General features: G+C 47.1%; 9 protein-coding genes and 1 tRNA gene. 5 read left to right on the top strand and 5 right to left on the bottom strand.

Features of this window, described 5'->3' with window-relative positions; genetic code table 11:
• Window positions 1-55: 55 nt before the first annotated feature.
• The 3 genes from P6910_RS10675 to P6910_RS10665 form a co-directional block, all read right to left on the bottom strand.
• Window positions 56-943, bottom strand: coding sequence for a protein kinase domain-containing protein (locus P6910_RS10675; protein ID WP_317146241.1), 888 nt, complete (start codon window positions 941-943; stop codon window positions 56-58).
• A gap of 160 nt (window positions 944-1103) precedes the next feature.
• Window positions 1104-1898 (bottom strand): RING finger protein, encoded by a 795-nt coding sequence (locus P6910_RS10670; RefSeq protein ID WP_317146240.1) that lies wholly within the window; start codon window positions 1896-1898, stop codon window positions 1104-1106.
• A 268-nt stretch (window positions 1899-2166) separates the two neighbouring features.
• A tRNA-Val gene (locus P6910_RS10665) sits at window positions 2167-2243 on the bottom strand.
• A 375-nt stretch (window positions 2244-2618) separates the two neighbouring features.
• Between P6910_RS10665 and P6910_RS10660 the strand changes: the two genes are divergently transcribed.
• Window positions 2619-3368, top strand: coding sequence for a hypothetical protein (locus P6910_RS10660; RefSeq protein ID WP_317146239.1), 750 nt, complete (start codon window positions 2619-2621; stop codon window positions 3366-3368).
• A gap of 86 nt (window positions 3369-3454) precedes the next feature.
• Here P6910_RS10660 and uvrB read toward each other — a convergent pair whose 3' ends face one another.
• On the bottom strand, window positions 3455-5461 hold the full coding sequence (gene uvrB / locus P6910_RS10655) for an excinuclease ABC subunit UvrB (protein ID WP_317146238.1): 2007 nt from the start codon (window positions 5459-5461) through the stop codon (window positions 3455-3457).
• A gap of 360 nt (window positions 5462-5821) precedes the next feature.
• Here uvrB and P6910_RS10650 point away from each other — a divergent pair, with 360 nt between their 5' ends.
• Both P6910_RS10650 and P6910_RS10645 read left to right on the top strand, forming a co-directional pair.
• Window positions 5822-6970 carry a pyridoxal phosphate-dependent aminotransferase gene (locus P6910_RS10650; protein WP_317146533.1) on the top strand — a complete coding sequence of 383 codons (1149 nt, stop codon included), beginning with the start codon at window positions 5822-5824 and terminating at the stop codon, window positions 6968-6970.
• A 77-nt stretch (window positions 6971-7047) separates the two neighbouring features.
• Entirely contained in the window at window positions 7048-7914 is an 867-nt protein-coding gene (locus P6910_RS10645; protein ID WP_317146237.1) for a DMT family transporter, read from the top strand.
• Window positions 7915-7949: 35 nt separating this feature from the next.
• On the opposite strand, the gene P6910_RS10640 is transcribed toward P6910_RS10645, so the two are convergent.
• Complete coding sequence (locus P6910_RS10640; RefSeq protein WP_317146236.1) at window positions 7950-9524, bottom strand: hypothetical protein; 1575 nt, start codon at window positions 9522-9524, stop codon at window positions 7950-7952.
• A gap of 235 nt (window positions 9525-9759) precedes the next feature.
• Here P6910_RS10640 and P6910_RS10635 point away from each other — a divergent pair, with 235 nt between their 5' ends.
• Window positions 9760-11364: a peptide ABC transporter substrate-binding protein gene (locus P6910_RS10635; RefSeq protein ID WP_317146235.1), complete on the top strand. Its 1605-nt coding sequence runs from the start codon at window positions 9760-9762 to the stop codon at window positions 11362-11364.
• A 118-nt stretch (window positions 11365-11482) separates the two neighbouring features.
• Window positions 11483-12529 (top strand): hypothetical protein, encoded by a 1047-nt coding sequence (locus P6910_RS10630; RefSeq protein ID WP_317146234.1) that lies wholly within the window; start codon window positions 11483-11485, stop codon window positions 12527-12529.
• The last annotated feature ends 26 nt before the right edge of the window (window positions 12530-12555 follow it).

Here is a 12555-nt window from a genome sequence, read left to right as displayed (position 1 = left end):
TGGCCTCAATTCGTCCCCGTGCTCTGAAGGCCGTCGTGCGCACCTGAACCAGACGTCAGCTGCGAGTCAATTGCGGGAGGGCCTCTTTTAATCCAAGCGAGCTGTATACTTGTGAAGGGTCTATTGGGGAAGAAGCGTCTAATTTGATTAATCTTTTGATCAATGTATTTAAAGAAACGCTTCCCCGCATTGTTTCATCTATGAATCTATCAAGCTCAACCTTATCTTTAAGCTTATCTTCAGCCTGATGGCAGACTTTGCATTTATAAGTAACACTCTCTTTGCACTCATGAGATTCTTTCAATTTACAATAAAGAACAATTAATCCGACATTTTTCATGATTTCATTTTTCTCGGCAGCAATGTCAAAACATGCACTGTTAAAGTCTATGAATTTCAAAACTCCCTGATTGAAAAAATACACGACATTATCATCAAAAAGATCCTTGTTCTCAATCCCATTTTTCAACATGAATTCAGCAGCTCTTGACAGGTTATCAATGATAAAATTCAAATGACCTTCAGTGAACTTAATTTTATGCCCAATCATTTCCCTTACCAGGCTATCTAAATCAATATCTCCCAATTCCAATAAGACGTGCGGATACTTATCAATATAAGATGCGAAGATATCAACGATAAAGGGACATTCTTTCATTAAAGTCAGGGCTTTAACTTCTACCTTAAAAAATATTTCATCCTTAAAAAAACCATCGTAAACTTTTACCGCAAATCTCTCAGGCAGCCTTTTTTCTCCAGTAGACGATGACCCGGCATAAACATGGGAAAAAAGTCCACACCCTATCATTTCGTGGAGTACAACGCTCTTTGAAAATGCATAGAAAAAATCACCGTAAGAACCACTGACATGACTATCACTTTGCTGATTGACAACAAGTGATGAAATTTCATGTCTTGAACAATTTGTCGCTAGTCTATCCATAGTATGAGCCTCGTAATTCGCATTACTTTTTTGACCATTACTTCGCTTTAAAGTTCATTGGAAAATAAACATTTTTACTTTTGAACTATTAATCATTTTTCGAGTTAAAGTCTGTATGAGTAGGAGATACAACAACAGGAGCAAGCTCTTACCTCAAAGTTTAAAGTCCGCTGGCCTGCGTGCTATCGCCATTTCCCAGGCTGTTGCGAATTCCGATCAACACATTTAGCGCTTGCGAGTGATTAAGGTCAGGGTTCTCCAGGTGCCTGTTAGATGTATAGTTACCAGCTTCAATCAACAGATTTAGCGCTTGCGAGTGATCAAGGTCAGGGTTCTCCAGGTGCCTGTTAGATGTATAGTTACCAGCTTCAATCAACAGATTTAGCGCTTGCGAGTGATCAAGGTCAGGGTTCTCCAGGTGCCTGTTAGATGTATAGTTACCAGCTTCAATCAACAGATTTAGCGCTTGCGAGTGATCAAGGTCAGGGTCCTCCGGATGCTGGATAGATGTGAAGCTATAAACTGCTATCAAGGCATCAACAGGTGAGTCCTCTTGCTGGATTGTCCTATTCTTGAGGGGAGTTCTACACAAAGGACATTGATCTCCATGCTGTAGCCAGGTTTCTAGACAGGATATATGGAAATTATGGTTGCATTTGGTAACCGATACTGCTCTTCCTGCAAGACTGAGTTTACAAATAGTACATTCGTCCTCTTGCATGTATTCAGTAGTGGGCTGGTAATATTGGCCAGAAGAGCTTGTTATTCTGTTCATAATATTTATTCCTATTCGCCTGATTGTGCTTGTTTGACTTGCGTTAACTCTTTCAGTTCCTTGGTCCTCTGTATTTTTTTTCGTTATTGAATAGCCGTAACCATTCAACCGGAGTTGTAACACCCATCGTGTTTTCCAACTCCCGTGTTGAGCATGAAGATATTGGACTTCTTCATCCATGGCGTTCGCCAGGTTTCCGAGTCGGCCCAGCAGAAAAACAGGGACCTGAAAGTAGATATGTTCAGATGCCGATGGGCCATTCAACTGGAAAAGTGACGACGGAATACCAGGAAGCACACGAGATCACATACGAGTCTGTAGAAGCTGAACTGAGCTTGGAAGGTTTGGAGATTTGATCGTTTTTTTCGATTTTTTTACGATTTTTTTACGACGCAAAAAAGCCCATTGTAAAAAATGGGCTTTTCTTTATTGAAATCAATCAATTAAATGGTAGGCGGTACTGGAGTCGAACCAGCGACCTTTACGATGTCAACGTAACGCTCTAACCAGCTGAGCTAACCGCCTGAAGTTGCTGCGTATAGTATCAACGTTGCTGAAAAATGCAACCCCCGATTCCCGATTAATCTAAAAGAAAATCAGGCGCTTAGCTGAACATCAGCTTGGTTAAAATATGTACAAAACAGAGCATAGATATAGCTAAAAATCAGTCCAGATTTCTGTGCAAAAAACGTTCATTTTTTTGCCCTTTTACCGCCAGCAGGCAGTCGGCAATTTTTTGAGGCTCCTGGGCATCATCACTCCCTGACCTGGTACTTTTGAACTATCACTCATTTTTCAGGTCAAAGTATTATGTAGGTGAGATAAACATCCCTTCAGAAAAATTAATTTTTATCCAGAAGCATATATTTTCGTATCAATAAACTGATTTAGGAGAGAAACATGTTACTAATTAATAAAAAACTTCGTTTAAAATCCGTCTTCTTATTTCTTTTTGTTTTTTCTTCAGGTATCGGCGCTAGTAAAGCACAAGCATTTGACATTGAGGAAGAGAAAAGAAAAGCTCAGGCAAGTGGTTTTTTAGTCAAGGCTACTATCTTTGAGAGCAAGGTTACTACAGTGACGAAAAGCAAATCGGTTAATGGAAAACTAAAGAGCTTTAAAGAAATAAAAAGTCACTCACAAAACAGCAAGATTATTTCTGTAGTCACTAGACCACAGAGCCTGACTCGTCATGATTTTTATGCCGGGGCTGGTCTATTGACTATCAGCTCGGACATTAAAAGTGGAAGTAATGAAATCAAGGTTTCTTTGATGGGTGCTGACAAGGGGCAATATGTGATGCTGACACTTTTCAATCAGCCACAATATTTCCAGATAACTCAGGCTGCATTTTCAAATCAGAAAAAAAGTACCCATAACATCATCCCAATCAACAGAGGTGCAAGTGCGATTGACGGTAAAGCTCATTTAAGCTGGTCTGTCAGTGGCTCTACTAAACGATTCAATGTATACGTAGGTAATACTCGGCTGGCCAGCTTTGATACCCCCAACTTCCCGGTAAAGGAAGTATTTATAGATAATGGTAGTGAGACGGTCAGAGCTGAATTGCAAGCTGTTTCAAACCACAATGGCAAACTGCTCGATGCAATGGATATGGCTGAGGCTTTTTCTCACAATTTTATCCATTAACACCAGTCGCACCGGGCTTAATACCGGTGCGTCAGGCGCCCCCCCATAGACAATCGCTGCCGGGCTGGCTCAGGAAGAGAGTAAAATCATTTCAATACCCGATCCCTGAGCCTGGCCACCTGATCACGGACAGCTGCCGCGTCTTCAAACTCCAGATTGCGGGCATGTTCCATCATCTTGTTTTCCAGCTTGCTGATCTCTTTAGCCAGCTCCTGAGCCGACATCTCATGGTGATAGTCCGCTTTCGGCTCAGCAACCTTGCGACTGGGCTGCCCTTTCTTCTTGCCGGGAATGACGGCGCCTTCAAGAATATCGGCAACCGATTTATGGACACTCTTCGGTGTAATGCCATGCTCTTCGTTGTAGGCAAGCTGTTTTTTTCGGCGACGCTCGGTTTCATCGATCGCCCGCTGCATCGAGCCCGTTATTTTGTCGGCATAAAGAATAGCCTTACCATTAATATTACGAGCTGCACGACCAATGGTCTGAATCAGAGAGCGATCAGAACGAAGGAAACCTTCCTTGTCGGCATCGAGAATAGCCACCAATGAAACTTCCGGCATATCCAGACCTTCTCTCAACAGGTTAATGCCCACCAGTACGTCAAACGTCCCTATCCGCAGATCACGAATGATCTCAACCCGCTCTACTGTGTCGATACCAGAGTGCAAATAGCGGCAGCGAACACCGTTTTCATGGAGATAATCGGTTAAATCTTCCGCCATGCGCTTGGTCAAAGTCGTTACCAGAACTCTGTCGCCTTTAGCCACGGTTTTATTGAGCTCAGTAAACAGATCATCCACCTGGGTCGTAGCAGGACGAACTTCAATCTCCGGATCAACCAGCCCGGTAGGTCGAACCACCTGATCCACTATCTGTCCCTGATGTTCCGCTTCATAAGGACCGGGAGTCGCGGAAACAAAAATAGTTTGCGGGCGTCGTCCTTCCCACTCTTCAAACTTCAGGGGCCGGTTATCCAGCGCAGAAGGCAGTCTGAAGCCGTACTCCACGAGGGTCTCCTTACGAGAACGGTCGCCTTTATACATTCCGCCCACCTGAGGCACCGTGACGTGTGATTCGTCAATCACACACAGGGCGTTATCGGGAATATAATCAAACAGTGTTGGAGGTGCTTCGCCGGGTTGAGTGCCTGAAAGATAGCGGGAATAGTTTTCAATACCGGTGCAGTATCCCAGTTCCAGCATCATTTCCACATCGTACTTGACCCTCTGCTCCAGACGCTGGGCTTCCACCAGTTTATTGTTGTTTCTGAGCACTTGCAGACGTTCAACCATCTCTTCCTTGATAGCTTCTGTCGCCTCAATAATGGTCTGCCGTGGTGTGACATAGTGAGTCTTGGGGTAGATAGTCACCCGGGGCAGTTTTCTGAGCACTTCACCGGTCAGAGGATCAAATTCACTGATCTCCTCCACCTCTTCATCAAACAGCTCCAGCCTGATGGCTTCTTTTTCAGATTCTGCCGGGAAGATATCAATGACATCACCGCGTACACGGTAAGTAGCCCTTTTCAATTCTGTATCGTTGCGGGTATATTGCAGCTCAGCCAACCTGCGCAACACTTCCCGCTGGTCAATCATTTCACCCCGGGAAATATGCAACATCATCTTCAGGTACGACTTGGGATCACCCAGACCATAAATCGCTGAAACCGTCGCAACAATAATGGCATCTTCCCTTTCCATCAGCGCTTTGGTGGCCGAAAGTCTCATCTGCTCAATGTGTTCATTGACCGAGGCATCTTTCTCGATAAAGGTGTCTGAACTGGGCACGTAAGCTTCAGGCTGATAATAGTCGTAGTAGGAAACAAAATACTCCACCGCATTGCCAGGGAAAAACTCCTTGAATTCGCCATACAACTGGGCAGCCAGGGTCTTGTTATGGGCCATAACTATAGCGGGTCTTTGCAGCTTTTCAATGACATTGGCAATGGTGAAGGTTTTCCCTGAACCAGTCACCCCCAGCAATGTCTGGCAGGCCAGTCCCGAATGTATGCCGGCCAGCAGCTTTTCAATGGCTTCAGGCTGATCTCCGGAAGGCTGGAATTTTGATGATACCTTGAATGTCTTTCCCATACGTATCCACTGACAGAAGCACTTAAATTATTTGTTGATTATAAACAGCCCCGGTCAGTAAATGCAGCCAGAGAAAACTGCGCTTAATCAGGAAAAGCAGCCACACTCGCTGAGTTGCAAAAATGCAACCAGACTTTCGGTTTTCAGATGGCGCAGTGAAGAGGGCTTGTGTATGATGCGCATTGCTGATGCATGATTCCCTGACAAGTCAGCTTGTCAACCTTATAAGATTCGCTCCGGAATCAGTATCAGTCAGGACACTGGCTGAGCATTGCGCCAGGAGCCTGTCTGATTTCATACGGGTTTGAATAACGATTAACGAGGAACATCGTGACTGGTCAACCTTCCCACCGCGTTCAGATGGTCAAACCATCACCTACCATGGCAGTCACTGCCCGAGCCGCTGAACTTCGCGCTGCCGGACACGACATTATTGGCCTCGGTGCCGGTGAACCCGACTTCGATACGCCTGATCACATCAAGGCTGCTGCGATCAGGGCCATTAACGAAGGAAAAACCAAGTACACTGCCGTTGACGGTACTGTGGAACTGAAACAGGCCATTATTGATAAGTTCAAGCGCGACAATGGTCACGAATACGCGCCAGACCAGATTCTGGTTTCCTCCGGTGGTAAACAGAGCTTCTTCAACCTCTGTCTGGCGCTGATCAATAAGGGCGATGAGGTCGTTATTCCCGCCCCTTACTGGGTTTCCTACCCGGATATGGTCACTATTGCTGAAGGTGTCCCGGTGATCGTCAAGGGCAGCCTTGAGAACCGTTTCAAACTGACTCCTGAGCTTCTGGAATCGGCCATTACACCAAAAACCAGGCTGGTTGTTCTGAACAGCCCCTCCAACCCGTCCGGTACAGCCTACACCCGCAAAGAACTGGAAGGTCTGGCCGCTGTTCTGCTGAAACACCCTCATGTTATGGTGGCTACCGATGATATGTACGAGCACATCCTCTGGAGTGACGAGCCTTTCTGCAACATCCTGATGGCCTGCCCGGAACTGTACGACAGAACAATTGTTCTGAACGGTGTATCCAAAGCCTACTCCATGACCGGATGGCGTATTGGCTATGCCGGTGGACCCGCCTGGCTGATCAAGAACATGAAAAAGATTCAGTCCCAGAGTACCTCCAACCCCTGCTCTGTTGCCCAGGCTGCAGCGACTGAAGCTCTGGCCGGTTCACAGGAGTGCGTAAAGGAAATGCTGGTCTCTTTCAAAAAACGCCACGATTACGTCGTAGGTCGCCTGAAGAAGCTGCCTGGTGTTAGCGCCATCGAAAGTGACGGTACATTTTACACCTTCCCTGATTTCAGCGAAGCCATGCAGAAGCTGGGCTTTGAAAAAGACACCCAACTGGCAGAGATGCTACTGGAAAAAGGAGTTGCCTTGGTACCGGGCTCAGCCTTTGGCATGGAAGGCTGTATGCGTCTCTCCTACGCCACCAGTGATGAAGCCCTGGAAAAAGCCCTTGATCGAATGGAAGCAGCTCTCAGCTGATCTTTCTCGTCATCCCAGCCAGCATTCTTTTCGAATGCTGGTTGTAGAATTTCCTTTCGCTGCAATTATCTCTCGACATGAAAACCATTCTGTTAACGAGCCTTGCCCTGATAGCATTCGCGGGAAATTCCATTCTGTGCAGATTGGCTTTGGGTAATAACGAGATTGACGCCGTTAGCTTTACGTGGATTCGATTACTTAGCGGCGTTTTGGTATTGCTGCTGATACTCAGGTTATCTCAATTTAATTGCCTTTCAACATCAAAAGGGAGCTGGAAAGCTTCCTTCATGTTATTTCTTTACGCCATCGCTTTTTCTTTTGCCTACCTGTCTCTGGATACGGGAACAGGGGCATTAATCTTGTTCGCTTCGGTACAAATTACGATTATTGCTGCTGAGCTTGTTACAGGAAAAAAACTTTTGCTTGTTGAGTGCCTTGGAGTTTTTATTGCTTTCTTGGGTTTTGTTTATTTAGTGATACCCGGTTTGTCAACGCCATCACTTACGGGATTTATCCTGATGACTATCTCTGGCGTAGCCTGGGGCGTCTATACGCTTGCTGGCAGGGGCTCACAAAATCCGCTGGGTGATACCACCTATAATTTCGTTCGTACGCTACCTTTTGTATTGATTTTGGGGCTTGTATCCATTCAGGAGAGCCGCTTGTCCACCGAAGGTGTCTTACTGGCAGTGGTATCTGGTGGCATCACATCGGGGATTGGTTACATGGTCTGGTATATTGCGCTGCCAGGGCTTTCTGGCACACAATCGGCTGTAGTGCAGTTGCTCGTTCCTGTTATTGCCGCAACAGGAGGTGTGTTGTTTGCCAATGAGACCTTATCTATGAGGCTGGTTCTGTCTTCACTGATGATACTCGGCGGCATCTTGACCTTGATTTCAGGAAAGCACTTTTTTGTTCAGCGAGCCAACAACCAAACAAAGTAGCAGTGAAAACTCAGTCACTTTTGATCCTTATTTCTTCACTTTACTTTTTGGGAACCCATGTCGATGCTCTGGTTCATATCAACAGTCTTGTGTTTTCGATGTGTTCTTTTGTGGCTCGACAGGGCTTTTGTATTCTTGCAGACCTTTCCGCATCGCCAACGCTGGCCATCCTCTCCGACCACTGTGAAGTAACAGGTTTGTTGCCCGCTGTGGCCAGTTCTTTTGTGATCCGTCAGGGCTCCAGCATTCCTGCAGACCTTTCCGCATGATTGCTGCTGGCCATTCTCACCGGTCAGGGTTACGTTACAGATTCGTTGTCCACTGTGGATTTTGCTTTTGTGAGACCACAGAGCCTGAGGATTCTTGCCGACAAACGCGCATGACCGCTTCTGGCCATCTTCCGAGACCACAATCACGTCGCAGCTTGTTTGCCCGATGTGTCCACTTCTTTTGTGGGTCAACAGGTCTTGGGCATTCTTGCAGACTACCCCGCATGGCCGCTGCTGGCTATCCTCCCCGGTCACCATAAAGTCACAGGTTCTCTGCCCGATGTGGAATTTGTATTTGTGAGTCGCAAAAGATCGATTGTTCTTGAAGACTTTCTCGCAAGGCCGCAGCTGGCCATCCTTCCCGAGTAAGGTCAATTTACAGATTCGTTGATTGCCATGGACTCTGGCTTTGTGAATCGACAGGGCTCCGGCATTCTGGCAGAAGGTTCCACATGGTTGCGACTGGTTATCCTCCCCGGTCACCATGACGTCACAGGTTTTTTCCCCGGTATGGCATTTGCTTTTGTGACACGATAGTCTTCTTTCGTTTTTACAGACCTTCCCGCATTGCCGCAGATGGCCATGCTTTTCGAATACTACCACATTGCAGACTAATCGTCCGGCAGGAGTGTTTGTATCGTCTGTCCCTGTAGCTATTGAGCCGGAAGATTGTCGTAATCGACAAACGCCATTACAGGGGTGGACGAAACAATTTAAGCCCAAAGTATGCGAGTCTTGTTGCGGATCTTCGTTACCGTCGCCGGAGTCAGGGTACAGAAAATGGGTTAAATAGCCTGCAGGGTGGGCGGCGACCTCTGTTGCCTGCTGGCCGGATGATTCTGGAGGCTGCCCCTGTGGTTGGTCATGTTCAGAGCCTGGCATCACAGTAGTAACCGCAAACGGGCGATTTTGACTCACTTCTTGTTGTTCAATCAGGTTAAACAGCAGTGAATCGCGGTTCCAATAGCTTTTTAAAAGCCAACCGACGGCGATAACTGCTTTAGCAGCTACCCATGAATAGGGGTTGTAGCTTAGAGGCTTGTCTTTGGTGGCCAGGATCAGTTCATAAGCAACCAGCAGGTTCGTGACGTAAGGCCATTGCCACGAAGTCGACTCAACAGGGGGCGTTTCCACCTCGTAACTGTCAGGTCTGTGTCGCTTGTGATCCGATTGCAAATCGGGTTCTGGATAGAGGCTTGAGCCGGCAAAATCTGATCGCGTGCCTGACAATGCAGGCCAGTCAGGCTTGATAGAAAAATCCTGGTTTGAGAAATCTGTATTCTGTTCAAGCTCGATAATAAAACCTCCGGTCAACGATTTGGCCCGGCAGATGACAGACAACGACAATAACAGCAGTATTGCAAAGCGAGAGTGTTTAATGATTTTATCCTTGCCTTCTGGTTTCCAGAAAGGAAGGATAGATCAATACAGAAGTCTGCCAGCCAGTGGTTGAGCGCAGCCTTCAAAAAAGTCTTTAGCGTGGAAAACCAGATGCATCTTTCTGACTTTTTTCGGCAGAAGCTTTATGAATAAGCTATACAAAAGATTCGTGTAGTTTTTTGATCTGACCTCCTAAATGTCCTTTACATTCAAGCCCCTTATGTTCAGGGTTCGCGACTGGCTGCATAGAACCCTCCTTGCCCTGCCCTGTTTCCTGTTGGCCTTCACTGCTTCTGTGCAGGTTTTCTCTTTGCCCCTTGAAAGAGGTCTGCTAGCCAACCCAAAATCCCTGCACCCCCACTATTTTGGGGGTTCTCCCAGCGCCCAGGTGCTCAAGGATGTTTTTGAAGGGTTAATGGTGCAGAACAAAAACGGTGAACCCGTGCCCGGAGTGGCCAGCGATGTTGAACTCGCCCCTGACGGCACCCGATATACCTTTATCATCAGGAAAAATCTGAAATGGTCAGATGGCAGCGCCCTCACGGCTGAAGACTTTCCCCGTAGCTTCAGGGCACTGGCCGATCCTGAACGTCGAGCCACCTACCGCTGGTACTTGAAAGTCGCTGGAATAAAAGGAGCTGAGCAGGCTCTGAATGGCGATCTTGATGCCCTGGCGGTGAAGGCATTCGACGACAAGGTCATTATCGAACTGGATCAGCCTGCTCCTTATTTTCTGGGCCTGATGACCTTTCCCAGCTTCCTGCCTGTCCACAAGAGTAATCTCAAGGGCGATACCTCAACCATTCCGGTCACCAACGGTCCCTTCAAGATTCATCAAGTAGTCCCTGAAACCCGTATAGAGTTAAGCAGCAACCCCCATTATTTCCGTCATCTGGATACTGACCTGCAACGGGTCAATTACCAGATTATTCCATCCGTCCATCGTCAGATAGAACAATTTGAGAATCACGTACTGGATGTAACGGCTCAATTGCCAGCGTTGCATATTCGGGAGTTGAAGAAAAAGCACCCTGTGTCTGTGTTTGAAGATCAGGTTCTTGCCACTGCCAGCCTTATGGTCAGCCCAAGGGTAACAGCCCTTCATAATGTAAAAGCAAGGCAGGCTCTATCGATGGCTATTGACCGGAATGCGCTGGTCAAAAAGATCTACCCCCACAGTCATACCACACCAGCGTGCAGTTTCGTGCCCCCCCATACCCGGGGCTTCGACCCGGACCCGGCCAACTGCAAAAGACTGCTCGATAATCCGGATCGCAGGGAACAGGCCATCAAGTTACTGGCCGAATCAGGCATTAAAGGGAGTGATATAAAACTAACTGTATTATCAAGCCCAAGGTACGATTCTCTGGATATTCTGCCAGAGATCTGCCACCAGATTAACAGCACTCTGGGCACATCCCTGAGCAGTAAGAGTGAGGAATGGAGTAGTTACCTCGAGCACATATCCAAAGGAGACTACGAGCTGGCATGGTTTGAGTGGTTAGCTGACTACAATGATGCCACGGCTTTCCTGATTCCTCTAACCGAAAGTAAATTCTTTGGCCCCTTCAGGGATCCAGCCTATCTCAGAGAACTTTCCCTGGCTGCAAGCAAGCAAACCGCTGTAGCCCGTTTACCGAACTATCAGAATGCCGAGGCTATTCTGGCCAGAGAATTACCACTGATTCCTGTCCTCCACCCTTCCCGGATAACACTCGTCAATCCTGATATCGGTGGCTTCTACTCCACCAATCCGGAAGGCTGGGTTCAAAGCTGGCACCTGTACCGAATACTTGACTGACCCGCCGATAAAAAGCAGTGTTACCAGACTTTGAATATGCCCCCTATACTGAGGAAAGACACTCTGCCTTAAGAGCTGAGTTGAAAAGTTTCACAACAGGCATAAGAATCAGATCATCATGGATAGATCCAGACTCGATACGCAAGCGGCTCAATTCAGGCCTATTTCTGAAAAACAGTTCGATAAGTCTCAGAAAACAGGTGTATTTGGCCGGTGGAAAGTCAAACTTTCCAAGTCCATGGGCAAATATTCTCCCCAAAAAGCCACTCTTAAAAACGATGCCCCCATAAAACTCGAGCAACGGGAAATCAAAAAACTGGCCATGAACAGCCAACCGCCCACAGAACCCAGAGTTCTCAGATCTATGGCCATTGATGCTCAGTTGGCCGCTTATCCCTATCACCGCTCGCTTGAGAAAATCAGCGAAGCCGGAGATATTCACAAACCAGAAAAAGAGGATTTTGCCGCTCAATGGCAACCTTCTGAGGATATCGCAAAACTGATTTCCGATGAGACAGGAGTGACTCTCAGCACCAAGGAACCCGGATTCCTGTACGACAAGAAAACAGGACTCACGGCTTACGTTCTAATGAATCCTGAACGTAAGGAAGTCCGTCTGGTGTTTGGCGGCACGACATCCGGACTGGCAGCAGGAGGGCTAGTCGAACGTTCGAGAAAAAACATGCAGTTTTCAGGCAAGCAATGGCAAGCCAATATCAAGAATCTTACGGGAAGAGGCATCCCTGACAGCTATAAACAAGCCAAAGCCCTGACCGCCAGTCTTATGAAAAATCTACCTGTAACGCCTGAAGGCGAGCCTTTTTCTCTGAAACTCAATGGCCATTCCAAAGGGGGAGCCGAAGCAAGCTATGCAGCGCTCTCCATGGTGCCCCCAGTGGAAGCGGTTTGCTTCTCAAGTGCGGAGCTGAGTCGTGCAGCTTTATCAGACATTCCCAGAGAAAATCTGGCCAGCGCCCACGAGAAGGTCACCCATTATAAGGTCAGCAAAGACCCGGTGACGCTTGCCGGAAAATTTATCAGTGGTTTGTCCCATACCGGCAAAGTCATCACGCTTCCGGCCAAACATGCTTACGATTCGTTTCTGGATCGGCATGACAAGTTCACAAAACATATTGAGCACTATGCCAAAAACGAGTCCCGCTGAGCCTTTACCTTTGATTAAGAGGGCTT

It is taken from the genome of Endozoicomonas sp. 8E (assembly GCF_032883915.1).
Classification (GTDB): Bacteria; Pseudomonadota; Gammaproteobacteria; order Pseudomonadales; family Endozoicomonadaceae; genus Endozoicomonas_A.
The sequence above is the reverse complement of the archived record's forward strand: the minus strand, read 5'-3'. Positions and strand labels throughout refer to the sequence as shown.